Genomic DNA, 26,760 nt, shown 5'->3' with positions numbered 1-26,760 from the left:
GGCGCGTGCCCGTCAGGATTGGTCGAGTGCCGCTTGCAACTCCGTCAAGTCATACGGTTTGCGCAGGACGCTGGCGGAAAAGCCCAGTTCATCCATCGATTCCTTGCCATAGCCGGTGGAAAAGATGATGCGCATGTCCGGTTTCTCGCGCAGCACCATGCGTGCCAGTGCGATGCCCGACATGCCGGGCAGGCTGACATCGGTAAACAGGATATCGAAGTCTTGCTCACTTAGCAATTGCCACGCGGCTTCGCCATCGGACACGCCGCTCACCGTATGCCCGAGCATGCCCACCAGCTCGCACACCATCAGTTGCGAATCGAGGTTATCTTCCACCACGAGAATTTTCATCGATGTCGGCATGTCCCCCTGCGGTACCAATGCGTGGCCCGTCAAGTCCAGTCCCGGCGTGCCGGCCTGGCGCGCGCTGGCCATCGGGCCGCCGGCCACCGGGGTGCCGGCCAGCTCGAACTGGCGCGCGCGCAATTGCTGCTGGCGGTTGGCCAGCACGTGGCGCAGCTTGCGCGCCAGCTCTTCGCGCCGGTACGGCTTGCTGAGCAATTCCACGCCCGCGTCCAGCCGCCCCTCGTGTACGATGACATCCTGCGCGTAGCCGGACGTAAACAGCACGGCGATATCGGGCTGCAACTCGCGCGCCTGGCGCGCCATCTCCGTGCTGCTGACGGGGCCGGGCATGATCACATCCGTAAACAACAAATCGATTTGCGCGCCGCTGTGCAGCACGGCCAGCGCGCTTTCGCCATCCTCGGCCTTGAGCACCGTATAGCCAAGCGCGCCCAGCATGTCGACCACCGTCGTGCGCACGCCGACATCGTCTTCCACTACCAGCACGGTTTCCGTGCCGCCCGTGACGACGCCGCTCAATTCCAGCTCTTCGTCCGCCTCGGCCATCAGGGAGCGGGGCAAATAGATTTTGACTCCCGTGCCCACGCCAGGTTCACTGTAAATGCGGATATGGCCACGGCTTTGCGTGACGAAACCATAGGCCATCGACAGGCCCAGGCCCGTGCCCGCCCCTTCCGGCTTGGTGGTGAAGAACGGTTCGAACGCGCGCTGCAGCACGGAACCGCTCATGCCATGGCCCGTATCGGTCACCGACAGCATCACATACTGGCCGGCCGGCACGTCGACGAGCTTTTGCACATAGTTTTCATCGAGCACGACATTACCGAGCTCGATGGTCAGCTTGCCCACGCCATCCATGGCGTCGCGCGCATTGATGGCCAGGTTCAGGATGACGTTTTCAATCTGGCTGCGGTCGACCAGGGTATTCCACAGCCCGCCGCCGCCGACGAGCACGATGTCGATGGCTTCGCCCAAGGCGCGCCGCAGCAGCGCATCCATGTTGCGCACGACACGCGCCAGGTCCGCCACCACGGGCTTCAGCGGTTGACGCCGCGCAAACGCCAGCAAGTGCGACGACAGCTTGGCGCCCCGTTCGACGGCGGCAATGGCCGTGTCGAGCCGCTGGCGCATCAGGCCATCGGTGCCGGCCAGGTGCGCCAGCAAATGCAAATTCCCGGAAATGATTTGCAGCACATTATTGAAGTCGTGCGCGATGCCGCCCGTCAGCTGGCCCACGGCTTCCATCTTTTGCGCCTGGCGCAAGGCGTCTTCCGCCTTGGTGCGCTCGCTCACTTCCTGTTCGACCCGGTGTTCGAGCGTTTCGTTCAATTCATGCAGCGCTTTTTCCACGCGGCGCCGGTCCGTGATGTCCGTCTTGACGGCGATCAGGGAACGCGTGTGCCCCTGCTCGTCGACCAGGCGGCTGACATTGCTCGACACCCACACTTGCGAGCCGTCGGGCTTCAGGTAGCGTTTTTCCAGCGAGAACGACTCGCCCGTTTCCACCAGGCGCTGGAACAGCACATTGTTGCCGGGCACGTCATCGGGATGCAGGATGTCGTTCATGTTCAAGCTCAGCAGCTCTTCGGCCGGGCGGCCCAGCATGCGGCACAGGGCGCCGTTGACGCGCTGGAAGCGGCCATCGAGACCCAGTTCCGACAAGCCCACCGAGGCCTGGCCGAAAATGGCCGCCATGCGCTCCTGGCTGGCAGTGAGCTCATCCTCGATGTGGCGCCGTTCCGTCACGTCGAAGGACACGCCCACATAGCGGCGCTGGCCCGGCACGCGGCCGTCGACCACCTCGCCCTGGCGCGCGATCCAGCGCACTTCGCCATCGAGCGGACGGCGGATGCGGTACTCCACATATTCAAGGGGATTTTGCGCCAGCTCAAGCTTGCTGGGGCCCACCTTCGTCAAGTCGCGCGCATCGACGAGGCTGACCAGCAGCTGCTGCGTGATTTCCTGCTCGTCCGGTATGCCCCACTGGCGGCGGAACGTGGGCGACACCACCATCGCGCCCGTGTCGGGGAACCACTCGAAGGTGCCGATGCCGCCCGCCTGCTGGGCCAGGCGCAAGCGTTCCTCGCCTTCCATGCGCTCGGTGACGTCGATGCCCTCGACGAGGATGCCGCTGACCACGCCATCCGCATCCTTGATCGGCTGATACACGAAATCGACATACCTCTGCCCCGTCCGCCCATCGGCCGTCAGCAAGTCCACCCGCACCTGGCGCCCCTCGTAGGCGACGCCGCTGCGGTAGACCTGGTCCAGCAAGTCGATGAAGCCCTGTCCCTTGACTTCCGGCAGGGCGGTCTCGACGGAATTGCCCAGCAGCTCAAGTTCGCCGCGCCCCACGAGGCGCAGATAATGCTCGTTGGCCAATTCAAACACATGCTGCGGCCCGCGCAGCAAGGCCATGAAGCTGGGCGCCTGCTGGAACAGGGCGCGCAGCAGCGCACGCTCTTCGTCGAGGCGGCGGTTCGCCGCGCGCACGGCTTCGCCCTCGGCTTGCAAGGCGCTGTTGCGTTCGCCAAGTTCGGCCGTGACCAGCTTCAGCTGGCGCCCTTCTTCCATGCGCGCCGTCAGTTCCAGCGCCGTGCACAACACGCCGTCGACCTGGCCGTCGGCGCCATGCACGGGCGTGTAGAACAGGTCGAAACAGACTTCCACGGGCTGGCCATCGCGCAGCAGCGGCAAGCAGCATTCGCGGTGCACCTGCGTCTCGCCGCGCAGGCCGGCCTGCAGGATGCGCGCATTCCAGTCCCAGATTTCAGGCCAGATGGCCGGCACCGTGCCGCCCAGCGCTGCAGGATGGCGCGCGCCGGCGATCTTGATGTATTCGTCGTTATAAATCATCACATGCCGCGGGCCCCACATCAGCACCATCGCCATCGGCGAATGCAGCACGATGTCCACGCTGGTGCGCAAGTTGGCGGGCCAATCGTCGAGTGCGCCGAGGCCGCTGGCGGACCAGTCGGACTGGCGCACCAGCTCGCCCATGATGCCGCCGCCGCGCGGCCAGGCAGGCATATTCATGAGGCAACCACTTCAGGCTGCACGCAGACGTGGCAGTGGCGCGGGATGCGCACGGTGGCCACGGTGCCCTGCGTGGCGCTCGAGCTCAGCTCGACCGTGCCGCCATGGGCCTTGACGAACATATTCACGGTGTACAGGCCCAGCCCCAGGCCCTGGCCCGTCTTGCGCTTCTCGCCTGCCTGCTGAAACGGTTCGAACAGGGTCGGCAGCAAGGCGGCGGCGATGACGCCGCGATTGATCACGCGCAATTCGATGCTGTCGGCGGACCGGCCATCGAGCGCCAGCTGCACCGGCGTGCCCGCCTCGCCATGCGTGATGGCATTGCTGAGCAGATTCGAGATAACCTGCGACAGCAGACCCGCATCGCATTGCCCGTGCAGCTCGCCCACGCTGCTGATCTCGACGGGCGACGCCTGGCCGGCCGTGTCGAATTCGTCGACGATGGCGCGCGCCAGCGCCAGGTAATCGTGCATGCTGCTGCGCAATTCCATCGTGCCCGAACGGATGCGCGCCAGGTCCAGCAACTGGTCGACCATGCGCGCCATGCGCTTGGCGCTGCTTTCGATGCGCTGCGCCGTGACGATCACTTTCGGGTGGTCGCTCATCATCGGCAACAGCATGGCGCCATTCATCACCACCGACAGCGGCGTGCGCAAGTCATGGCCGAGCACAGCCGTGAACAGTTCATTCAAGTGCAGCGCATGTTTCAGCTCGTCGAGCTGGGCCGACAGTTCGCGTTTCTGCTGGTACAGCTGGACCAGCACGGCCACCTTGCTCTGCAAGGCCTTGACGTCGATCGGCTTGTACAGGAAATCGACGGCGCCCGCTTCGTAGCCGCGGAAACTGTAGCTGGGCTCGCGCGACGCGGCCGTCAGGAAAATCAGCGGGATGCTGCGCGTGCGCTCGCTGCCGCGTATCAGCTCGGCCAGCTCGAAGCCATCCATCTGCGGCATCTGCACGTCGATCAGGGCCAGCGCCACTTCATGCGTCAGCAACAGCTCCAGCGCTTGCGCGCCCGACGTAGCTTTCAGTACAACAATACCGGGCCGCGCCAGCACGGCTTCGGCGGCGACCAGGTTTTGCGCGATGTCGTCAACGACGAGGATATGGATAGGTGCGGTCACGGATTAGTCTTCAGGCATCGCAACGGCGGAATGCCATCGTGTTTCTGTATAGAAATTAATATTGTTTCAGTCTTTGCATATATTACACGCACTGTCACGCCCCCATTCAGTTGTCCGTCGCCACGTCGAGCAGCGCCAGGCTGGCCGCCATCTGCGGCAGATCCAGCACGCGGTCGGCGCCGGCCCGCTTGAGCGCCGCGGCCGGCATGATGCCACAACTGGCCAGCGCCGGGTCCTGCACCCAGGCGCTGCCGCCCAGCTGCCGCACGCGCGCCAGGCCGGCCGCGCCATCGGCCGAGGCACCCGTCAGGATGATGGCCAGCATGGCGCGCCGGTACGCCTGGGCGGCCGTCTCCAGCAGGACGTCGATGGACGGGCGCGAAAAATGCACGGGCTCTTCCTGCGACAGCGAAAAGCTGCCGCCGGGCTCGACTTGCAGGTGATAGTCGGGCGGCGCAAAGTACACGACACCCCCTTGCAGCGGTTCCTTGTCCTGCGCCTCGCGCAAGGGCAGCTGGCAGCGCTGCGCATACAGCTGCGGCAGCTGGCTGGAACGGCCGGGCGCCAGGTGCAGCACCACCACCACGGCGGCGCGGCAGCGGGCGGGCAAGGCGCGCAGCACGGTGCCGAGCGCCTCCACGCCGCCGGCCGAGGCGCCGATGGCGATCAGGCGCAGGCCGGGCGGCGGTGGCGCCACGTCGCAGGTCGGCAGCATGGCGTCAGGCACGCTGGAAGATTTTCTCGGCCGGGCACAGCTCGCGGAAGCTGGCGGCGTGGCGGCTGAAATGCAGGCTTTCCTTCATGCCCAATCCCAGGAAGCCCCGGTTCACCAGCGCTTCATGGAACAGGCCCAGGGCGCGGTCCTGCAAGTCTTTATTGAAATAAATCATCACGTTACGGCAGGACACCATGTGCACCTCCGAAAAGACGCTGTCCGTCGCCAGGCTGTGGTCGGCGAAGACGAACTGGCGGCGCAGGCGCCGGTCGAAGATGGCGCCCTTGTAGGCCGCCGTGTAATAGTCGGACAGCGAGCGCTTGCCGCCCGCCAGCTGGTAATTCTCGCTGAACTGGGCGATGCGGTCGATCGAATAGATGCCCGCCTCGGCGGCGGCCAGCGCCTCGACATTGATATCGGTCGCATAAATCATGCTGCGCTCCAGCAAGCCTTCCTCTTCCAGCAGGATGGCCAGCGACCACACCTCTTCGCCGCTGCTGCAGCCGGCCACCCAGATCTTGATCGAGGGATAGGTGTGCAGGATGGGCACGACTTTTTCGCGCAGGGCGCGGAAATACGCGGGGTCGCGGAACATCTCGCTGACCTGTACCGTGAAAAACTGCAGCATCTGCGCGAACACCGTCGGCTCATGCAGTATGCGGTCCTGCAATTGCGACAGGCTGGCGCAGCCGAAGCGCTCCATGGCCTGGCGCATGCGCCGGCGCAACGAGGCCACGGAATAATCGCGGAAATCATGCTGATACCTCAGCAATATTCCTTCCAGCAACAACTTCAGTTCGATATCGAAAATATCATCATCTAGCAATTTGACATCCACCCTTCTATCCACGCTGCGTGCCCGGCCCCTGCATCGCCGCGCGGGCGCATGGGGCCAGCCGGAATGCTAGCAGATCACCGTGGATTATCCCGCAGGAAAAGGTGGCGTTTAGTACGCTGGCGTACACTCGGACCACTTTTCTCAGGCATCCACGCCCTTCATGCCTTCGTCCGTGTAGCGCGCGCCCGCCGCCATGCCCTGCGGAAAGGCGGCATGCATGGCCGCCAGTTCCGCCCCGTCGAGGCGCACGGCCAGCGCGCCGAGGTTGTCCTGCAGATACGCGATACGCTTGGTGCCGGGAATGGGAATGACGTCGTCCCCCTGCGCCAGCAGCCAGGCCAGCGCCAGCTGGGCCGGCGTACAGCCTTTTGCGCGCGCCATGTCCTGGACCAGGGCGGCGATGGCCTGGTTGTGCGCCAGGTTGGCGGCGGCGAAGCGGGGATTGAACTGGCGGAAGTCGCCTGCGGCCAGGCTGTCCGCCACCGTGATCGTGCCCGTCAGGAAACCGCGGCCCAGCGGGCTGTAGGCAAAGAAACTGGCGCCCACGTGGCGGCAGGCGGCCAGCACGCCCAGCTCCGGTTCGCGCGTCCACAGCGAATATTCGCTCTGCACGGCGGCCACCGGGCAGATGGCTGCCGCGCGCAGCAGGGTGGCGGCGCTCACTTCGCACAGGCCCACGGCGCGGATCTTGCCCTCTTGCAGCAATTGCGCCAGCGCGCCCATCGACGCCTCCAGCGGCGTCTCCAGGTTCAGCCGGTGCAGATAGAACAGGTCGATGGCGTCCACGCCCAGGCGCGCCAGCGACGCTTCGCACGCCTGGCGGATGTAGGCGGGCGAATTGTCGACGCGGCGCGCGTAGCCGCCCGCCTCGCGCACCAGGCCGCACTTGGTGGCCACCAGGGCTTGCCCGCGCCGGCCCTGCAATAAGCGTCCCAGCAATTGCTCGTTGTGGCCGAAACCGTAGGCGTCGGCCGTGTCGAACAGGGTCACGCCCGCCGCCAGCGCCGCTTCCAGCGTGGCCAGCGATTGCGCCTCGTCCGTGGCGCCATAGAATTCCGACATGCCCATGCAGCCCAGGCCAAGTGCCGAGCTGCTCAAACCGCTATTGCCTATCCGTCGTTGTTGCAGTTGCATCATCATCTCCCTCATGTCAATGCAGCCAGTCTGGGCCGCGCCGGGCCAGGAAGGAATGAGCAATTTCGTGATACCTTTAAGGTATGAGAGCCCTCGATACCCATGCCTTGAACCTGTTTTGCGCCGTCGCCCGCTGCCTGAATTTCCGCCAGGCGGCCGAGCAGCTGCACATGACCCAGCCGCCCCTGTCGCGCGCCATCAAGGCGCTGGAAGACAGGCTGGGCGCGCGCCTGTTCGAGCGCGACACGCAGGGCGTGGCCCTGACGGCAGCGGGACGCACGCTGCTGCCGCAGGCGCTGCGCATCCTCGACATGCTGGATGCGGCGCAAGCGTCGCTGCAGCGCGACGCGGCGCCCGCCCGCCTGCGCCTGGGCCTGACCAGCTCGGTGGAAGCGGGCCTGTTCCGTCCCCTGCTGGCGGCGCTGGAACAAGAATTGGGACATATCCGCCTGGAACTGACGGCGGCGCCGTCGCCGCGCCTGGTGGCCGCCGTGCGCAAGGGCCAGCTCGACGCCGCGCTGCTCGCCCTGCCGAGCGCCACGTTCGACCTGGCCGTGCAGCCGCTGGCGCGCCAGCCCATGATGCTGGCCCTGCCCGCCGGGCACCGCCTGGCGAAGAAACGCAGAATCAGCCTGGCCGACATTGCCCATGCCTCCGTCTACTGGTTCGAACGGGCGCGCCAGCCCGCCTTCTTCGACCATTGCCAGCACGTGTTCCGCCGCCACGGCTTCGCGCCCGCCTTCCTGCGCGAGGCGCCCGACCACCATGTGCTGCTGGGCGACGTGGCCGCCGGCAAGGGCATGGCCCTGCTGGCCGACTCGTTTCGCGCGCTGCGCCTGGCTGGCGTGGTCTACCGGCAATTGGCGGAAGGCGAGGAACTGGCGGCCGGCATCGGGCTGGCCTGGCGCCACGATGGCGGCCACGCCGCCCTGCCCCTGCTGCGCCAACTGGCGGCCAGCCACCTGAAAAGGTGACGGCCCGCACGCGGCGGCTGCAGACGCGCTACCATGGCGGCTTCCCCATTTTTCACTGCCACCATCATGACGTTTACCATCAGCGACGCCGCCTACGCCACCGATACCCCCGCGGCCAAGCAAGCCATGTATGCGGACCTGCGTTCGCAGCTGCAAGGCCTGCTGGCGGGCGAGAGCGATTTCATCGCCAATACGGCCAACTTCAGTGCGCTGGTCTTCCACACCATGCCGGGCTTGAACTGGGCCGGCTTCTATTTCCTGAAGGGCGATGAACTGGTGCTGGGGCCGTTCCAGGGCAAGCCGGCCTGCATCCGCATCAAGAAGGGGCGCGGCGTGTGCGGCACCACCGTGGTCGAAGGCAAGTCCATCGTCGTGCACGATGTGCACGCGTTTCCCGGCCATATCGCCTGCGACGTCCATTCGCGCTCGGAACTGGTGGTGCCCGTGTTTGCGCAAGGACACATCATCGGCGTGTTTGACCTCGACAGCCCTTTGACGGGCCGTTTCGACGAGGTCGATGCGCAGGGCGTGGAATCGCTGGTGCGCGTGCTGGAAGCGGCCATCGTCGCCGCCTGAACCGGCACCCGGCTACGCGCCGGCCTTGACGGCGATGAATTCGCCCTTGCCCACGCTTGCCAGGCAACTCGTGTAGCGGGTATCGGCGCGGATGCCGTCCAGGAAGTCCGCCATGTCCGCATAATGCGAGCTGGCGTTGTCGACCACCAGCACGCCGCCGCCGGCCAGGGCCCGGTCCAGCTGCGGCCACCATTGCTGGTACAGGCTGCGGGCGGAATCGAGGAAGATCAGATCGTAGGCGCCGTCGGCCGCATCGCGCAGCACCTCGCCCGCATCGGCCAGCAGCTGGCCGATCACGCCCTGCAATTGCGCGCGCTCGAAGTTGGCGCGCGCCATGTCGAACTTGTCCTGCGCCTTTTCCACCGTCACGACGCTGCCGCCCAGCGCCTGCGCCGCGCGCGCCAGCCACAGGGTGGAATAGCCGTTCGAGGTGCCGATTTCCAGCACGCGGCGGGCAGCGCGCGCGTGGATCAGCACGGCCAGCAATTCGCCCGTGTCGCGCGTGATATTGAGCATGCGCCGGCTGCGTTCCGTGTGCGCGGCGTCATTCGCATGGCCGAACGCTTCCAGTTCGCTCAGCAGGGTATCGATGGCATCTTTGCTCGGCATGGTCGCTCCTTGGTGAAAACGCCAGCATAGCAAAAAATCACGCCTGCGCGCGGCGCAGCGGACGTTTCAGGTATTGCACCATCACCACGCCCAGCAGGGTCACGCCACCGCCGATCACGTCATAGCTGTGCAAGGTTTCACCGAGGAACAGCATGGCGATGATGACGGTAAACACGGGCAGCAAGTTCATCAGGGTCGTGGCGCGGCTGGGGCCCAGCTTGGCCAGGCCATGCATCCACAGGAACGGCGCGATGACGGAAGCGGGAATGCCGGCGAACAGCACCAGCGGCAAGCCGGCGCCGGTGACGGGCGGCGCCGACTGGCTCAGGTAATACACGAACAGCACGGGCACGGCGCACCACACCTGTATCAGCAAGGAATGCCAGTTATTCAGCGGAATCTTCCAGCGCTTGAGCAGCACGCCGTAGCCGGCATACGACAGGCAGGCCAGCAGCATCAGGCCATCGCCGACGGCCGCGCCATGCGCGACGAGGGCGGCGGGGTCGCCATGGCTGAGCAGGTAGCCGAGCCCCAGCAGCGAGACGAGGCCGCCAAACACGCCGCCCACGGTGGCTGCCTCGCCCAGCAGCAGCACCGACAGTCCCACGGCCAGCAAGGGCATCAGCGAGGCCAGGATGCCCATGTTGGTGGCCGTCGTCGTCTGCGCCGCGATATACGCGAGGCACTGGTACATGACCATGCCCAGCATGCCCAGCACAAACAGTTTCCCCAAATACGGTTTCACCACGGCCCGCTGCTTCCACACGGCTCGGCCGAACACGAGCGCCAGCAGCACGCCGGCCAGCAGCCAGCGGAAGAAGGAGATGGCGGCCGGATCGATCACGCCGACGGCCATCTTGCTGACGATGGTATTGATGGCCCAGATCAGCACGGCGATCACGGGAAACAGGTAATGCTTGGCTTTCATGCGGCGGACTCCAGAATTCAATGAGCGCCATTTTCGCATGGTCCGATTCCATGGATATAATGAATATCGGACAATCCATGCGAAGAACAGGACAATATGGCCACCAATCTGCATTTCCCCGCCGTTTCCGACACCCTGCCCTATCCCGTGTACTTTCGCCTCGACGATTATCACGCGCACCAGCAGTTCGGTTATCAGACCCATCCGTGGGGCCAGCTCACGTATTGCTCCACGGGCGTGATGGAAATGATGGTGGCGGGCCAGCGCTACCTGTCGCCGCCCCAATATGCCGTATGGATACCGCCCGAGACCCTGCACGACGGCTATATCCGCCAGGATGTGAGCTTTCACTCCGCCTACATCGACGCCAGCCTGTGCGCGCAGCTGCCGGCCCGGCCGTGCGCGCTGGTACTCAGCCCTTTGCTGAAAGCCATCCTCGGCGACTTTGCCGAGCGCGGCGTCACCACGCCCGCCAGCGCCGCCGACCAGCGCCTGGCGCAGGTGCTGGTCGACCAGCTGCGGCTGGCGCCGTGCAGCCGCAACTACCTGCCCGGCAGCGACGAGCCCGTCATCGCGGCGCTGCTGGCCGCCCTGCAGGCGGACCCCGGCAGTAACCGCTCACTGGCCGAGTGGGCCGCGCAATTGCACGTGACCGAGCGCACCCTGGCCCGGCGCTGCCAGCGCGAGCTGGGCATGCCGTTCGGCGAATGGCGCCAACGCCAGCGCTTCCTGGCGGCGCTGCCGCTGCTGGAACGGGGCGACACGGTGCAGGCGATCGCGCTGGAACTCGGCTATAGCACGGCCTCGGCCTTCATCGCCATGTTTCGCCGCCAGAGCGGCGGCACGCCCGACCAGTTCCGCCGCGGCATGCGCTGAAAAACGTGGACTAAACAGCATGCTTTCCAGGCCATGGATGCTAAAATCTCCACATCTTTCTCCTGAGCAAAAGGATGCGTGCATGAATCCAACCACCGATACGGACAGCGACACTGGCGGCAGCCTGGACGTGCCCGCAGTGCCAGAGACCGTGACGGCGGCGGCGCCCATCCAGCTGGACAAGGAAGAAGCGCCCACCGTACTGGGCAAGCTGCGCACCCTGGTGCAGGAGAAGACGCGCTTCGAACCGCACGACATCACGCCGCTGGGCGAGGAAGACGCGTTGCAGGAATTCTCGCTGCAGGCGAACTATGCGCTCGAGGCGCGCTTCGAGCAGCGCGTCATCAATGGCTATTTCGCGCCGTCGGGCAGCGACTGCCGCTGCGGCCCGCACGAGGTGGGAGCACTCGCTCACGCGCAGGAGAAGGACAGGCTGCGCCGCGCGGCAGGCAAGCTCGACGCTGCCTTGCGCCAGGCGGGCCAGGCCTACAACGGTGTGGCGGCGGGACTGTATCTGCCGCACGCCGTCAAGCACTGGCACCTGGACACGTGCAGCAACTGCCATGGCAAGGGCCGCATCAGCTGCCACACCTGCCACGGCGCGACCACGGAAACGTGCTGGAGCTGCCACGGCGGGCGCACCGTCAGCTGCGACGCCTACGGCTGCTACGGCAGCGGCAAGGTGTCGTGCTCGTATTGCAGCGGCAGCGGCACCGTCTCCGAGCAAGTCACCGACTACATCACGGTGCAAGTGCCCACTACCACCTACAGCAACGGCAGCTCGCACACCAGCTACCACAGCGAAACGCGGCCGCAGTACCGCACCGAGTACCGCTCCTGCTACCATTGCAGCTATGGCAAGGTCAGTTGCAGCACCTGCCACGGCTCCGGCAACGTCAATTGCGGCACCTGCCGCGCCAGCGGCAGCATCACGTGCCGCACCTGCAGCGGCGTGGGCGACTTGCGCTGCAATCCGTGCGACGGTTCCGGCAAGGTCGGCAACGCGGCCTGGGTCGACGTGCACGTGGCGCCCGGCTACAGCGTCAGCCTGCCGAAGCAGGCGCCCGACGACGCGCGCCGCATCCGCGACAAGGAGAGCGTGCACTCGCTGGCCGCCATCGCCAGCAGCGTGGTCCTGGCAAAGGTGAGCATCTACAATGAAGACCAGCCACAGGAAGTCGACGCCCTGTATGCGGGCAAGCTGCGCATCGTGCGCCTCGATGCCGCGTGCAACGCGGAAAAACACCACCTGGTGGCGTATGGCACGGACCTGCGCTGGCTGACCCTCGACGACATCGTGGAAAAGCTGCTGCGCGGCGACCTCAAGGCGCTCAGCGATGCGCTGGCCGGCAGCGCCGACGACGACCTGTTCTCGGCCCACGTGCAAGGTTTATTGACGCCGCTGCGCGACGTGGCCGCCTCGGAACTGAATGCGGACGTGATCGAATCGGTGCTCGGCGGCGAGACGGAGCACGCGCATGTCGACGTCGTCTCAAGCGAGTATGCGCAGAATGTGCGCACCTGCGTGCTCGGTGCGCTGCGCCAGGTCTACACGCGGCTGGCCAAGCAATTCTGGTGGAAAAGCGCGCTGGCCGCGCTGGCCGTCGCCATCGCCACCTGGTTCTTCGCCGGGCGCGGCATGGCGGCGCTGGCGGGGTTGCTCGTCGCAGGCGCCGGCTACTGGCTGTTCAACCGCAAGGTCAAGGCCGTGCTCAGCGAGGCCCTGGGCGGCGAGCAGCAAGCCGAACGGGCCATGCGCATCGCCGGCAAGGGCCGCCGCAACCAGCTGGCCCAGGTGCTGATACTGGCGCCGGCCGGCCTGGCCGTGCTGGCCGCCAGCTATGGCTTGCCCGTGCGCGTGCCCGCCGCTGCCGCGCCGCAGTCGGCGGCCCTGGCCTCGGCGCCCGTGGCGCCGCACGCGCCGGCCGTCCCGCCGCAGGAAGCCAGCATGCCGAAGGCGCTCAAGCTGTACGACAATGGCGACAAGGTGCAGGCGCTGGCCATGCTCGATAGCCTCGTCGGCAAGGGTGATGCGAATGCGTATGGCCTGTACGGCTGGATGCTGCTGATGGGCGAAGGCCAGAGCGGCCCCGCCACCGCGCCGACGGCGCAGCAGCGCCAGGCGCGTCAGGTGGCCGCCAAGCCCCTGGTCGGCAAGGGACTGGTGAAGGGCGACAGCTATGCGCTGGCGGCGAAAGGCGTGATGCTGGCCGAAGGCTGGCAAGAGCCGCGCAACGTGCAGCGCGGCATCGACCTGCTGAAACAGGCGGCGCACAAGGGCAATCTGCAAGCCATGCATGTGCTGGGCCTGTACCACGTGCGCGGCCAGCCCATCCCCGTCAACCACAAGGAAGCGCGCAAGTGGTTCACGCTGGCCGCCGACAAGGGCAGCGCCGGCGATATCTACAACCTGGGATTGATGGACTGGGAAGGCGCGGGCCTGAAACGCCCGGACCGCGCCAGCGCCATGCAGCGCTGGAAGATCGCCGCCGCCATGGGCGAGGAGCGCGCGATCAAGGCCGTCGCGCAGGGACAGCCATAGTGGTCGCTTCCGCCGATGCTGGGTGGCGCATAGCAAGAGCGTGCCGCTGAAAATACTCGAGGAACTGAGCGGCTGCGATGACCGCGACCGGGAAGTGGCGCGCGCGGCGCGCTGCCACTGGGAACAGAACGGCGGCAGGAGCCGCCGTTCTGACGCTTACGCTGCGGCTGCCGCCAGCGCCTGCAGCGCCATCGGATTCGGCGTCGGCTCGCCGATCTTCGTCAGCAGGTTGCGGTCCGTGTGGTGGAACGGTTCGTCCTTGCCGCGGATCAGCATGACCGTGTCTTCGTCATAGCCCCAGCTGCCGTCGGCGTGGATGTCGACCTTGATGCGGTATTCGACGGTAGTGAACGCGTGTTCGAGGAAGGGGTTCGAGCAGATGCCGTAGGCCGTCGACTCGCGCCTGGCGACCAGCTCGAAACTGGTGGCGTCCGCCGTCGTCGTGCCCGATGCCATGGCGATCTGGCCGCGCGGGATGGCCAGGGTCTGGATCACGGCGCCCGTGGCCGGCTCCCACAGCCAGTAGCCCACCTGCTCATGGTAGGTTTTGACCTGGTCCGGCTTGGTGATGTGGATGTAGTAGCGCAAGCCATAGAACAGCTGCGGGCCGTTGGTGACGGGATCGATCGGCTGCAGCTCGATGCGCTCGACGAAGGCCTGCTTGCGCGGGCCGTCGGCCTTCGGCTTGACGTCCAGGCCGCGCGTACCCGTCCAGATGCCGGCCATGCCGGTCAGGGGACCGAGGTTGTTCAGGGTATGCACGTCGGCGGACGGCTCGGTATAAATATCGTCGGGAAAATCGCTCATGGGGGAAGTCTTCAAAATGGGGCAACAGTGCTGCCGCCATTGTAAGACCTGCCGCGCCGGCGGCAAAGCGCCGGCCCTCAGGGAAACTGCGCGATGTGGCGTTCGATGAACGCGATCAAGGTGGCGGCCAGCGCGGGGCGCCGCGCCTCGAACACGCTTTCGTCACGCGCCTGCAGCAGGTTGGCGGCGACGTCGGGCAGCTGCAGCTCGCCGGCGATCAGCGCCGCCACGGCCTCGATATTCGCGTACAGGGCGCTGTCGAAGCCTTCCCAGTCCACGTAGGCCAGCCACTCGGCCAGGCTCACCACGCAAACGACTTCCGGCGCCAGGGCCGCGATGCGCGCGGCGCGCAGCACGCTGTCCGTGCCGATCTGCGCATGCTGCAGGACGGCCAGCGCCACGTGCTGCAGCGCGTCTTCCGGGTCGCGCCCATATTTAGCCAGCAGGCGCTGCGTCAGCGTGTAGCGCTCGGCATCGATGGCGCGCAGGGCGGCCACCACATCGTAATCGTGCAGCGCCAGGTGGCGCGCCGCGCAGGCCGCGTCCACGCCGGCCCTGGCGGCAACGATCTCGATCAACTGCTGCCGGCGCGCCGCATCCATGTCAGACCAGCGGATCCGGCAAGCCGGTCAAGGTGAAGATTTCAAAACCCGTTTCCGTCACGGCCAGCGAATGTTCGAACTGCGCCGACAGCGAGCGGTCTTTCGTCACCGTCGTCCACTTGTCGGGCAAGACCTTGACCTGGTAGCTGCCCACGTTGAGCATCGGCTCGATGGTGAAGATCATGCCCGGCTCGAGCACGATGCCCGTGCCGGCGCGGCCGTAGTGCAGCACCTGCGGCGCGTCGTGGAAGACCTTGCCCAGGCCGTGGCCGCAGAAGTCGCGCACCGAGGAAAAACCCTGCGCCTTGGCCACCGCCTCGATGGCGGCGCCGACGTCGCCCAGGGTGGCGCCAGGGCGCACGGTATTGATGCCGGCCATCATCGATTCATACGCCGTGTTGACGAGGCGGTTGGCCAGGATGGAAACGGCGCCCACCTTGAAGGTGCGGCTGGTGTCGCCGTGCCACTCGTTGAACTTCGGCGTGACGTCGATGTTGAGGATGTCGCCCACTTTCAGGATCTTCGTCTCGGACGGGATGCCATGCGTGACGACGTGGTTGACGGAAATGCAGCTGGCGTGCTTGTAGCCGTGGTAATCGATGGTGGCGGGAATGGCGCCGGCGGCGCGCATGAATTCCTCGCACAGGGCGTCAAGCTTGGCCGTCGAGATGCCTGGCTTGACGAAGGGCGTGATGTAGTCGAGCGTGTCGGCGGCGATGCGGCCGGCCGCGCGCATGCCGGCGAAGCCTTCTTCGTCGTGCAGGGGGATTTTCTTGCCGTGTTCAAGCTGGGTGGAATAGCGCATGGAGATTTTTCTTTTTCAGTGTGTGGTGGTGTGTAATGCCCAGCCGCGCACGGCATCGTGCGAGGCGCGCAGCATGGCGTCGACGCTGGCCGGTATCGCCCGCTCCTGGGTCAGGTAGGGCTTGACGACGGCCACGGGAGCGTCGATCAGCACGAATTTGAGCAGCATGTGATCGAGATCCAGCTCGGTGCTGCCGGGCATGGCTTCGGCGCAGCGCGCAAAGCAGGCGTCGAGCGCCGCCTGTTCCTCTTCCAGGGCGGCCGCCAGCTCCTCGCTGAGGCCGCCGTTGAAATCGGGGCTGTCCGCGCATTGCAGCAGGAAGCGCGCATACACGGGCTTGCGCCGGCACCAGTCGAGCAAGCCGTGCACGCCGGCCCAGGTGTCGCCGCCGAGCCAGCGGCTGGCCACCTCCTCGCGGAAGTCGCTTTTCACGCGCAGCCAGGCGCGCGCCAGGATGGCATTGCGCGAATCGAAGCGGTGATACACGGAACCGATGGGCGCGCCGGCCTTGACGGCGATGGCGGCCATCGACACGGCGCCCACGCCGCACTGGGCGGCGACGGCGATCGCGCTGTCGATGAAATTGTTTTCGTTGAATTTGGCTAGTCTGACCATACCAAATAGAATACAGATTCTATTTGAATTCGTCAAGCGCTGCCGTCCGGCGAAAAACGGGGCAAACAAGAGTTGCCTTGCTGCCTTACAATGGTATGCACGAACCTCACAGGAGAACTCGCTTGCTTACGCCCCCCTTCATTGCCTCCGCCCGCTTCGACGATCCACGCCAGGCGCTGGCGCAGGTGCAAGCCATTTACCGCAGCAGCATCGAACACTTGCGCGATGCGCTGCAACGCTTCGTCGCCGGCGAGGACATGCACGAGCGCGTGCGCGCCTGCTACCCGTTCGTGCGCATCCAGACGGAAACGGTGGCGCGCGCCGACTCGCCGCTGGCCTACGGTTTCGTCGCCGGCCCCGGCGTGTTTGAAACCACCCTGACGCGCCCCGACCTGTTCGGCGACTACTACCTGGACCAGTTTACCCTGCTGCTGAAAAACCATAACCGCGGCCAGAAAGTGCACCTGGAAGTGGGCGTCAGCGCGCAGCCGATACCCGTGCATTTCTCGTTCGCCGAACATGACCATATCGAAGGCAACATGGATGCGGGCCGCCGCGTGGCCATGCGCGACCTGTTCGACCTGCCCGACCTGTCGGCCATGGACGACGGCATCGCCAACGGCACGCACGAGCCGGCGCACGGCGAAGCGCAGCCGCTGTCGCTGTTTACGGGTCCGCGCGTCGATTATTCGCTGCAGCGCCTGCGCCACTACAGCGGCACCTCGCCGCAGCACTTCCAGAACTTCGTCCTGTTTACCAATTACCAGTTCTACATCGACGAATTCATCCGCCTGGGCCACGCCATGATGGAGCGCGCGCCCGACGATGCCGCGCCATCGGACGACGACGGCTACATCGCCTTCGTCGAACCGGGCAACGTGATCACGCGCCGCGTGGGCCTGGCCATCGAAAGCGACGACCTGCTGGGCGCCGCGCCGCCGCGCCTGCCGCAGATGCCCGCCTACCACCTGCTGCGCGCCGACGGCAGCGGCATCACCATGGTCAATATCGGCGTGGGACCGGCCAACGCCAAGACCATCACCGACCATATCGCCGTGCTGCGTCCGCACGCCTGGCTGATGCTCGGCCACTGCGCGGGCTTGCGCACCACGCAAAGCCTGGGCGACTACGTGCTGGCGCATGCCTATGTGCGCGAAGACCACGTGCTCGACGAAGACTTGCCGCTGTGGGTGCCGATCCCGCCGCTGGCGGAAATCCAGCAGGCGCTGCAAACGGCGGTGGCCGAGATCACGCAGCTGACCGGGCATGACCTGAAGCACATCATGCGCACGGGGACCGTGGCCAGCACCGACAACCGCAACTGGGAACTGCTGCCGCAGCGCACGCCCGAGCGCCGCTTCAGCCAGAGCCGCGCCATCGCGCTGGACATGGAAAGCGCGACGATTGCCGCCAACGGTTTCCGCTTCCGCGTCCCCTACGGCACCCTGCTGTGCGTCAGCGACAAACCGCTGCACGGTGAAATCAAGCTGCCCGGCATGGCCAACCACTTCTACCGCGAACGCGTCGACCAGCATTTGCGCATCGGCATCCGCGCCGTGGAACTGCTGCGCCGCCAGGGCGTGGACCGGCTGCACAGCCGCAAGCTGCGCAGCTTCGCCGAGGTGGCGTTCCAATAAAAAAACGGCGCCTGCATTCCCATGCAGGCGCCGTTTTTCATCCGCAGCCGCTTACAGGAAGCGGTCGAGGATCTTGCGCGTCGTCTTGTCGATATTGAACATGTCGCGTATCAGAAAGTGGATGCCGTGGTTGTCGGCGATCAGCAGCGACGCGGCGCCGATGCGGCGGATGTCTTCCTCCCCCTTCAGCACGAACTGCGTCTCGCCGCGGTCCGTGTCGACGTACCAGGTGCACGGCGTGGCGAAGCTGGAAACGCTTTTCACGCGCGCGATCTCGGGCATGAATTCGCGCCCCTCCAGCTCCTCCTGCAGCAGGCTGCGCGTCGGCTCGGGCAAGGCGTCGAGGCGGTCGATCCACGCCACTTCCTTGCCATTGCCCAGCACCAGCGAAATACCCTCGTCCGGCGACTGGATGGGGAAGGCGCGCACGGGCGCCACGCCCTCGTGTTCCTGGCCGTCCTCGGCCGTCATCACCAGCTTGCCGAAGCTGTCGCGGCGTAATGTAAAGTGTGTACTGGCCATGCTTATTCCTTGTCATCCAGGGCGAGTTCGTTGTTGCGCGCCTGTGCTTCGTAGAGGCGGAAATAGGCGCCCTCTTTCGCCATCAGCTCGTCGTGGCTGCCTACTTCGACGACCTGGCCCCGGTCCAGCACCACCAGGCGGTCGGCGCGGTGCAGGGTCGACAGCCTGTGCGCGATGGCGATCGTCGTGCGGCCCTGCACCAGGTTGTCCAGCGCCTTCTGGATCTCTTTTTCCGTTTCCGAGTCCACCGACGATGTCGCCTCATCCATGATCAGGATGCGCGGGTCGATCAAGAGCGCGCGGGCGATCGAGATGCGCTGGCGTTCGCCGCCGGACAGGCCCTGGCCACGCTCGCCCACCATCGAATCGTAGCCCTGCGGCAGGCGCAGGATGAATTCATGGGCATGCGCGGCGCGCGCGGCGGCGATGATGTCCTGGCGCGTCGCATGCGGCTTGCCGTAGGCGATATTTTCCGCGATGGTGCCGAAGAACAGGAATGGCTCCTGCAGCACCAGGCCGATATTGCGGCGGTAGTCGGAGACGGCGAACGAGCGGATGTCGACGCCGTCGAGCAAAATGGCCCCTTCCGAGACGTCGTAGAAGCGGCAGATCAGGTTGACCAGGGTGCTCTTGCCGGAGCCGCTGTGGCCCACCAGGCCGATCATCTCGCCGGCCTTGATGTTCAGCGTGATGCCGCGGTTGACGGCGCGGTTGCCATAGCGGAAACCGACTTCGCGCAAGTCGATGCGGCCTTCGATCTTCTCCAGCTTGACCGGTTGCGCCGGCTCCGGCACGCTCGACACGTGGTCGAGGATGTCGAAGATGCGCTTGGCGGCGGAGGCCGACTTCTGCGTCACGGAGACGATGCGGCTCATGGAATCAAGGCGGCCATAGAAGCGCGTGCTGTAGGCGATGAAGGCGGTCAGCACGCCGACGGTGATTTCGCCGCGCGACAGCTGCCAGATGCCGAAGCACCAGATGACCAATAAACCCATCTCCGTCAGGAACGAGACGGTCGGCGAGAACAGCGACCAGACCTTGTTCAATTTGTCGTTGACGGCCAGGTTGTGCGCGTTGGCATCGCGGAAGCGGGCCGCTTCGCGTTTTTCCTGCGCAAACGCCTTCACCACGCGGATGCCGGGAATCGTATCGGCCAGCACGTTGGTCACTTCGCTCCACACGCGGTCGATCTTTTCAAAGCCCGTGCGCAGGCGGTCGCGCACCAGGTGGATCATCCAGGCGATGAAGGGCAGCGGCGCCAGGGTCATGATGGCCAGCCAGGGGTTCATTGACCACAGGATCACGCCCGTCATGATGATCATCAGCACGTCGGAAGCGAAATCGAGCAGGTGCAGCGAGAGGAAGACGCAGATGCGGTCGCTGCCGCTGCCGATGCGCGCCATCAGGTCGCCCGTGCGCTTGCCGCCGAAAAATTCCAGCGACAGCTTCATCAGGTGTTCATACGTGGCCGAGCGCAGGTCGGCGCCCATGCGCTCGGACACCAGCGCCAGCACATACGTCTTGCCCCAGCCCAGCAGCCAGGCCAGCAGGGCCGAACCGAGCAAGCCGCTCATGTAATACACCACCAGCCACGGATCGATGTGCTTGCCGTTTTGATACGGAATCAGCACATTGTCCATCAGCGGCGCCGTCAGGTAGGGCGGAATCATGTGCGCGGCGGTGCTCAGCAGCATCAACAGGAAGCCCAGCGCCAGCTGGCCACGGTAGGGATGGGCGAAGCGCCACAGGCGGAACAGGGTCCACGTCGACGGCGGCGTGTGCAGCACCTTGGCGCAGATCGGGCATTCTTCCTGCTCCGGCTCCAGCGGCGCCTTGCAGCTGGGACACACTTCCTGCTCCGCTTCCAGCACGGGCTGGCCCGTCAGGTGGCTGTCGAGGCGCTCGACGAACTGCTCCAGCACGCGGATCGCATGCAGATTCTGGCCCAGGGTGAAACGCCAGGACGCCAGGCGGCCATGGTCGTCGAACAGTTCCAGGTGGCCGACACCGGCGTGGTCGTGGTGCGTCAGGCGCAGTCCGGGGCGGAAAGACCAGCTTTTCCACACGGTTTCCCCGGGGGAACGGGCCAGCAGACGCTTCTCGGTGACAACAATTATGCCTTTTGTGAAACGTAATCGCGCATCGAGGTCAACCTCAACGCTACTTAAAACGTTCTCCCCTGGAGAAAGGTTGCTTTCCACTTCCGCCAGCCAGTGTTCCGGCAGCGCTGTGAGGGGAATAGTTGTTGCAGGAACACTCAGTTCAGTTGTCATCGTAAAGCATACTCCGGCTCGAGGCCAAGCCCTTCGGGGGCGGGATTTGGGGGATGGGGCAGACGCCCGATCAATGTTTGTGTACTGCGCGATGGCGGGGTGGATGCACCAGTGGCAATTTCCTGTATTGTATCGAATGGATGCATGCCGGTAAGGAATGGATAGCAAAACGCATCAAAAAAACGCTAGTCAGTCGCAGGAAGTGCCGGGCAGGCGCGGCGCTTTTGCAACGCGACCCGGGTAATGGGCAAGTATACAACAGCTCGCTGTTGCGCAAATGCTCCAGCTTTGACCAGAGTCGGTATCTTTATAACAAGTATGGCAACAATTAGTAACAATTAGAATGACAACACCAGCAGAATACGAGCAGCAAACGCGACAAGAGGCCGTTAAAAGTGGCACACTGCGCATACCCGGGATAAAGAACCAAGCACGAGCCTGAAAAGTCTCTGTAGAGCCAACATAAAGTATCTGGCGCCCAGACGCCTGGCTTGTTATCAAGAAACCACTTACATGATCAAGAAGAAGAACATCGAATTTGTCCGCGTCACCCACTTGCGCGGCCCCAACATCTGGACTTACCGCCCGGTGATTGAAGCCTGGGTCGACATCGGCGAACTGGAAGACTACCCATCGAACACCCTGCCCGGCCTGTACGAACGGCTGGTGGCATGGCTGCCCGGCATGATCGAGCACCGCTGCGGCGTGGGCGAACGGGGCGGCTTTTTCGAGCGCCTGCGCGAAGGCACGTGGTCGGCCCACATCCTCGAGCACGTGGTGCTGGAGCTGCAAAACCTGGCCGGCATGCGCACGGGCTTCGGCCAGACGCGGTCGACCAGCCAGCGCGGCGTCTACAAGATGGCCTTCCGCACGCGCGAAGAACAGGTCGGCCGCGCCGCCCTGGCTACCGCGCGCACCATGCTGATGGCCGCCATCAACGATGAAGCGTTCGACCTGGAAGCGGCCCTGGTGCCGCTGCGCGACATGGTCGACGCGCGCTGCCTCGGTCCGAGCACGGCCAGCATCGTCGATGCCGCCACCGAGCGCCGCATCCCTTCGCTGCGCCTGAACGACGGCAACCTGGTGCAACTGGGCCACGGCGCCGCGCAGCGCCGCATCTGGACGGCCGAAACGGACCGCACCAGCGCGATTGCCGAAGGCATCGCCAGCGACAAGGACTTGACCAAATTCCTGCTCAAATCGTGCGGCGTGCGCGTGCCCGAAGGCAGCCTGGTGCGCAGCGCCGAGGCGGCCTGGGAAGAAGCGCAGGATATCGGCGTGCCCGTCGTCGTGAAACCGTATGACGGCAACCATGGCCGCGGCGTCTCGCTGAACCTGATGACGGAAGCCGACGTGAAGGCGGCCTACGAACTGGCCGCGCGCAAGGGCGACAGCTCGGCCGTGCTGGTGGAAAGCTTCATCACGGGCGACGAACACCGTTTGCTCGTCGTCGGCAACAAGCTGATCGCCGCCGCCAAGGGCGAATCGCTGTGGGTCGATGGCGATGGCGTCTCCAGCGTGCTCGAACTGGTGAACGCGCAGATCAATATCGATCCGCGCCGCGGCGAGGGCGAAGACTTCCCGCTGGGCACCGTCAAGCCGCATGAATCGGGCGAAATCGTGCTGGAACTGCAGCGCCAGGGCATGACCGCCCTGTCCGTGCCGCAGGCCGGCCAGAAAGTGCTGATCCAGCCGAACGGCAACGTGGCCATCGACGTCACCGACGACGTGCATCCATCCGTCGTGCATGCGGCCCTGCTGGCCGCGCGCGTCGTCGGCCTCGATATCGCCGGCATCGACCTGGTCACCACCGACATCACGCGTCCGCTGGAAGAGCAGCGCGGCGCCATCATCGAAGTCAATGCCAGCCCTGGCCTGCTGGCGCACATCAAGCCGGGCGTGGGCCAGCCGCGCCCTGTCGGCGCGGCCATCGTCGACCACCTGTTCGCGGCCGAGGAAACGGGCCGCATTCCGCTGATCGGCGTGACGGGCACGCGCGGCGCCAGCCTGATCGTGCGCATGCTGTGCAAGCTGCTCAACCTGTCGGGCCTGCACACGGGCGCCGTCTGCAGCGAAGGCATGTACCTGGACCAGCGCCGCGTCGTCAGCAGCGATTGCGTGAACTGGGATGCGGGTCAGCGCCTGCTGCTCAACCGCACAGTGCAGACCGCCCTGTTCGAGAGCAATCCGCGCATGATCCTGGCCGAAGGCCTGGCCTATGACAAGTGCCAGATCGGCATCGTCACGGACATGGGCAGCCTCGATAGCGTGAAGGATTTCGACGTGCTGGACGAAGCCGGCCTGTACAAGGTCGTGCGCAGCCAGGTCGACGTGGTCGTACCGACCGGCGTGGCCGTGCTCAACGCGGCGCACCCGCAAGTGCTGGAACTGGCCGAGCTGTGCGACGGCACCGTGACGCTGTACGCGCAGGATGGCAGCCTGCCCGCGATCGCGGCGCAACTGGCGGCTGGCCAGCGCGCCGCTTTCGTGCGCGGCAACCACATCGTGCTGGCCGAAGGCGCGATCGAAACCGTGCTGCTGTGCCTGGACCTGCTGAAACCGGCCACCGCCGGCAACGTCGACAGCGTGCTGGCCGTGGCCGCCGCCGCCTGGTCCCTGAACCTGCCGGTCGAACTGATTTGCGCCGGCTTGCGCACCTTCGACGCGGCCCCCGGCTGCATCGGGAACTGAAAACCAGAGACGTCAAACCAAACCTACTGCGCGTCGCGATTTGCGGCCGCCGATGCTCACTGTGCATCCGCACAGTTCCGCTTCTCGGCCACAAATCCCATCCGCTCGCTACGGTTTGATTTGACGTAAAAGTCCGGCTTCGGCCGGGCCCACAAGAACACAACAGGATTACGGTTTAATTATGGAAGTATCTCGCGTACGGGCCTTGCGGGGCCCTAACCTCTGGAGCCACGACACCGCCGTGGAAGCCATTGTTTCCTGCACCACGCAGGAACTCGACATCGCCCAGCTGCCCGGCTTCGAAGCCCGCCTGCGCGCGCGCTTTCCGCAACTGAGCCCGCTGCAACCGCTGGGCAATTACAACGCCGCGCCGATGGCGCAGGTGCTGGAACTGGCGGCGCTGGGCCTGCAGGCGCAAGCCGGCTGCCCCGTCACCTTCAGCCGCACCACGCCGACCCTGGAAACGGGCATCTTCCAGGTCGTCGTCGAATACTCGGAAGAAGCCGTGGGCCGTCTGGCCCTGGAGCTGGCGCAGCAGCTGTGCCGCGCCGCGCTGGAGGACGCGCCGTTCGACCTGGCCGGCGCCCTGCACCAGTTGCAGGAACTCGATGAAGACGTGCGCCTCGGTCCATCGACTGGCGCCATCGTCAACGCCGCCGTGGCCCGCAACATCCCGTTCCGCCGCCTGACAGAAGGCAGCCTGGTGACGTTCGGCTGGGGCAGCAAGCAGCGCAAGATCCAGGCCGCCGAAATGGACGGCACCAGCGCCATCGCCGAAGCCATCGCGCAAGACAAGGAACTGACGAAGAAACTGCTCGATTCGGCCGGCGTGCCCGTGCCGCAAGGCCGCGTCGTCGTCGACGCGGACGACGCCTGGGCGGCCGCCTGCGACATCGGCCTGCCCGTCGTCGTGAAACCCAAGGATGGCAACCAGGGCAAGGGCGTCACCGTCAACATCACCACCCGCGAACAGCTGACGGCCGGCTTCATCGCGGCACAGGAATTCCGCGACGACATCCTCGTCGAGCGCTACCTGCCGGGCCACGATTTCCGTTTGCTCGTCATTGGCAACAAGATGGTGGCGGCAGCCCGCCGCGACCCGCCGCAAGTGGTGGGCGACGGCCAGCACACGGTGCGCGAACTGGTCGACCAGGTCAACCTCGATCCGCGCCGCGGCAGCGGCCACGCCACCTCGCTGACGAAGATCCGCTTCGACGATATCGCCCTGGCCAGCCTGGCCAAGCAAGGCTATGTGGCCGACTCGGTGCCGCCGGTGGGCCAGCGCGTGATCCTGCGCAATAACGCCAACCTGTCGACGGGCGGCTCGGCCACCGACGTCACCGTCGACGTGCACCCGGAAGTGGCGGCGCGCGCCGTCGCGGCCGCGCACATGGTAGGCCTCGATATCTGCGGCGTGGACGTGGTTTCCGACAGCGTCTTGAAGCCGCTGGAAGAGCAGAACGGCGGCATCGTGGAAGTCAATGCCGCACCGGGCTTGCGCATGCACCTGGCGCCGTCGTTCGGCAAGCCGCGCCCCGTGGGCGAAGCCATCATCGCCGCCATGTTCGCCGAAGGCGACGATGGCCGCATCCCCGTCGTCGCCGTCACGGGCACGAACGGCAAGACCACCACCGTGCGCCTGATCGCCCACCTGCTGACGACGTCCGGCCTGCGCACCGGCATGACGAATACGGACGGCGTGTACATCGAAGGCCGCCAGATCGACAGCGGCGACTGCAGCGGCCCGCGCAGCGCGCGCAACGTGCTGCTGCACCCGGACGTGGACGCGGCCGTGTTCGAGACGGCGCGCGGCGGCATGCTGCGCGAAGGCCTGGCCTTCGACCGCTGCCAGGTCGCCGTGGTGACCAACATCGGCGCCGGCGACCACCTGGGCCTGAACTACATCACCACCGTGGAAGACCTGGCGGTATTGAAACGCGTGATCGTGCAGAACGTGGCCGACAGCGGTGTCGCCGTGCTGAATGCCACCGACCCTGCCGTCGCGCGCATGGCCAAGAACTGCAGCGGCACGGTGACCTTCTTCGCCGCCGACAAGACGCACCCCGTGATGGCCACGCACCGCGCGCAAGGCAACCGCGTGGTGTACGTGGAAGACGGCAAGCTGGTCGCGGCACAGGGCCAGGAACGCCACGAGATCGCCCTGTCGCAGGTGCCGATCACGCGCAATGGCGCCATCGGCTTCCAGGTCGACAACGTCATGGCCTCGCTGGCCGCCGCCTGGGCCGTGGGCCTGGACTGGAAAACCATCGCGCTGGGCCTGAAAACCTTTGCCAATGAAGCCGACAACGCGCCGGGCCGCTTCAACGTCTTCGATTATCGTGGAGCCACGCTGATCGCCGACTACGGCCACAATCCGGACGCCATCCTGGCGCTGGTGCAGGCCGTCGAAAGCATGCCGGCCAAGCGCCGCCTTGTCGTCATCAGCGGCGCCGGCGACCGCCGCAACGAAGACATCCGCCAGCAGACGGAAATCCTCGGCGCCGCGTTCGACGACGTCCTGCTGTACCAGGACCAGTGCCAGCGCGGCCGCGCCGACGGCGAAGTCGTGGCGCTGCTGCGCCAGGGCCTGAACGGCGCCACGCGCACCAGCCATATCGATGAAATCAACGGCGAGTTCGTCGCCATCGACAAGGCCCTGGCGCGCCTGAACGACGGCGATCTGTGCCTGATCCTGATCGACCAGGTGGAAGAAGCGCTGGCGCACATCGCCAAGCGCGTCGCCGAAGCGTAAGCGCGACTTCGTTGCGCACAAGGGCGGCCTGCGGGCCGCTTTTTTTTCGTCCCGCGCATCCGTCGCCACCAGTCTGCAGCGCCGCTGCAGCGCCACCTCAGCGCGGCATCCCGCGCACGACACCAACTCATTCATCCCGCCTGTGGAGGCTTTGCAACGCGCAGCGGCAGGCAGGCGCCGCCATGACCAAGCCAGGCACCTGACGCCAGGGCGCGCGGATGCGGCAGGGATACCGGAATTGGTATGGGAATCGAAAAAGAAGTGATTTGTGGGGCAAAGTCATTCCCCCTACCATGATTCTCGAGCACGTTTCAGCTCTGGCGGCGGCTGCCGCAGCG

20 protein-coding genes are annotated in these 26,760 nt (G+C 65.7%); 7 read left to right on the top strand and 13 right to left on the bottom strand.

What is annotated here, in order from left to right; translation table 11 throughout:
* Positions 1-12 precede the first annotated feature (12 nt).
* The 5 genes from AC1RDJ_RS18860 to AC1RDJ_RS18840 form a co-directional block, all read right to left on the bottom strand.
* Complete coding sequence (locus AC1RDJ_RS18860) at positions 13-3,402, bottom strand: hybrid sensor histidine kinase/response regulator (protein WP_071322514.1); 3,390 nt, start codon at positions 3,400-3,402, stop codon at positions 13-15.
* Complete coding sequence (locus AC1RDJ_RS18855) at positions 3,399-4,526, bottom strand: hybrid sensor histidine kinase/response regulator (RefSeq protein WP_071322513.1); 1,128 nt, start codon at positions 4,524-4,526, stop codon at positions 3,399-3,401. The genes AC1RDJ_RS18860 and AC1RDJ_RS18855 overlap by 4 nt, the downstream gene beginning before the upstream one ends.
* Positions 4,527-4,632: 106 nt before the next feature.
* Complete coding sequence (locus tag AC1RDJ_RS18850; RefSeq protein ID WP_232251058.1) at positions 4,633-5,253, bottom strand: chemotaxis protein CheB; 621 nt, start codon at positions 5,251-5,253, stop codon at positions 4,633-4,635.
* The gene (locus tag AC1RDJ_RS18845) at positions 5,246-6,091 is read right to left on the bottom strand and encodes a CheR family methyltransferase (RefSeq protein WP_198043875.1); all 846 of its coding nucleotides are present in this window, start codon (positions 6,089-6,091) and stop codon (positions 5,246-5,248) included. Before AC1RDJ_RS18845 ends, AC1RDJ_RS18850 begins: the two co-directional genes overlap by 8 nt.
* 129 nt (positions 6,092-6,220) lie before the next feature.
* Positions 6,221-7,213: an aldo/keto reductase gene (locus AC1RDJ_RS18840; protein ID WP_493028436.1), complete on the bottom strand. Its 993-nt coding sequence runs from the start codon at positions 7,211-7,213 to the stop codon at positions 6,221-6,223.
* A gap of 83 nt (positions 7,214-7,296) precedes the next feature.
* On the opposite strand from AC1RDJ_RS18840, the gene AC1RDJ_RS18835 reads away from it, so the two are divergent.
* A complete protein-coding gene (locus tag AC1RDJ_RS18835) occupies positions 7,297-8,187 on the top strand; it encodes a LysR family transcriptional regulator (protein ID WP_493028378.1) in 891 nt (296 codons plus the stop codon).
* 66 nt (positions 8,188-8,253) lie between these two features.
* Positions 8,254-8,763, top strand: a complete 510-nt coding sequence (locus AC1RDJ_RS18830; RefSeq protein WP_493028435.1) for a GAF domain-containing protein — start codon at positions 8,254-8,256, stop codon at positions 8,761-8,763.
* 12 nt (positions 8,764-8,775) lie between these two features.
* Here AC1RDJ_RS18830 and AC1RDJ_RS18825 read toward each other — a convergent pair whose 3' ends face one another.
* A complete protein-coding gene (locus AC1RDJ_RS18825) occupies positions 8,776-9,372 on the bottom strand; it encodes an O-methyltransferase (protein ID WP_493028377.1) in 597 nt (198 codons plus the stop codon).
* Positions 9,373-9,409: 37 nt separating this feature from the next.
* Complete coding sequence (locus AC1RDJ_RS18820; RefSeq protein ID WP_289885499.1) at positions 9,410-10,300, bottom strand: DMT family transporter; 891 nt, start codon at positions 10,298-10,300, stop codon at positions 9,410-9,412.
* Positions 10,301-10,396: 96 nt separating this feature from the next.
* Here AC1RDJ_RS18820 and AC1RDJ_RS18815 point away from each other — a divergent pair, with 96 nt between their 5' ends.
* Both AC1RDJ_RS18815 and AC1RDJ_RS18810 read left to right on the top strand, forming a co-directional pair.
* The gene (locus AC1RDJ_RS18815) at positions 10,397-11,176 is read left to right on the top strand and encodes an AraC family transcriptional regulator (RefSeq protein WP_493028376.1); all 780 of its coding nucleotides are present in this window, start codon (positions 10,397-10,399) and stop codon (positions 11,174-11,176) included.
* 82 nt (positions 11,177-11,258) lie between these two features.
* Positions 11,259-13,718: a tetratricopeptide repeat protein gene (locus tag AC1RDJ_RS18810; protein WP_493028375.1), complete on the top strand. Its 2,460-nt coding sequence runs from the start codon at positions 11,259-11,261 to the stop codon at positions 13,716-13,718.
* A 156-nt stretch (positions 13,719-13,874) separates the two neighbouring features.
* Here AC1RDJ_RS18810 and AC1RDJ_RS18805 read toward each other — a convergent pair whose 3' ends face one another.
* The 4 genes from AC1RDJ_RS18805 to AC1RDJ_RS18790 form a co-directional block, all read right to left on the bottom strand.
* The gene (locus AC1RDJ_RS18805; RefSeq protein ID WP_071322506.1) at positions 13,875-14,525 is read right to left on the bottom strand and encodes an FABP family protein; all 651 of its coding nucleotides are present in this window, start codon (positions 14,523-14,525) and stop codon (positions 13,875-13,877) included.
* Positions 14,526-14,602: 77 nt separating this feature from the next.
* Positions 14,603-15,127 carry a hypothetical protein gene (locus AC1RDJ_RS18800; protein ID WP_493028374.1) on the bottom strand — a complete coding sequence of 175 codons (525 nt, stop codon included), beginning with the start codon at positions 15,125-15,127 and terminating at the stop codon, positions 14,603-14,605.
* 1 nt (position 15,128) lies between these two features.
* Positions 15,129-15,932, bottom strand: coding sequence for a type I methionyl aminopeptidase (gene map / locus AC1RDJ_RS18795; RefSeq protein ID WP_289885493.1), 804 nt, complete (start codon positions 15,930-15,932; stop codon positions 15,129-15,131).
* A 15-nt stretch (positions 15,933-15,947) separates the two neighbouring features.
* Positions 15,948-16,547: a TetR/AcrR family transcriptional regulator gene (locus tag AC1RDJ_RS18790; RefSeq protein ID WP_493028373.1), complete on the bottom strand. Its 600-nt coding sequence runs from the start codon at positions 16,545-16,547 to the stop codon at positions 15,948-15,950.
* Positions 16,548-16,669: 122 nt separating this feature from the next.
* On the opposite strand from AC1RDJ_RS18790, the gene AC1RDJ_RS18785 reads away from it, so the two are divergent.
* Positions 16,670-18,184, top strand: a complete 1,515-nt coding sequence (locus AC1RDJ_RS18785) for an AMP nucleosidase (RefSeq protein WP_232251057.1) — start codon at positions 16,670-16,672, stop codon at positions 18,182-18,184.
* A 51-nt stretch (positions 18,185-18,235) separates the two neighbouring features.
* Here the strand turns inward: AC1RDJ_RS18785 and AC1RDJ_RS18780 are convergent, their stop codons facing one another.
* Both AC1RDJ_RS18780 and AC1RDJ_RS18775 read right to left on the bottom strand, forming a co-directional pair.
* On the bottom strand, positions 18,236-18,706 hold the full coding sequence (locus AC1RDJ_RS18780) for a cyanophycin metabolism-associated DUF1854 family protein (protein ID WP_493028372.1): 471 nt from the start codon (positions 18,704-18,706) through the stop codon (positions 18,236-18,238).
* Positions 18,707-18,708: 2 nt separating this feature from the next.
* Positions 18,709-20,979, bottom strand: a complete 2,271-nt coding sequence (locus AC1RDJ_RS18775; protein WP_493028371.1) for a cyanophycin metabolism-associated ABC transporter — start codon at positions 20,977-20,979, stop codon at positions 18,709-18,711.
* Positions 20,980-21,492: 513 nt separating this feature from the next.
* Between AC1RDJ_RS18775 and AC1RDJ_RS18770 the strand changes: the two genes are divergently transcribed.
* Entirely contained in the window at positions 21,493-23,670 is a 2,178-nt protein-coding gene (locus AC1RDJ_RS18770; protein ID WP_493028370.1) for a cyanophycin synthetase, read from the top strand.
* 181 nt (positions 23,671-23,851) lie between these two features.
* On the top strand, positions 23,852-26,422 hold the full coding sequence (gene cphA / locus AC1RDJ_RS18765) for a cyanophycin synthetase (protein ID WP_493028369.1): 2,571 nt from the start codon (positions 23,852-23,854) through the stop codon (positions 26,420-26,422).
* Positions 26,423-26,760: the final 338 nt, after the last annotated feature.

This window comes from Janthinobacterium sp. GW822-FHT07H10 (genome assembly GCF_058798675.1).
This window is presented reverse-complemented; position numbering and strand designations above follow the sequence as displayed.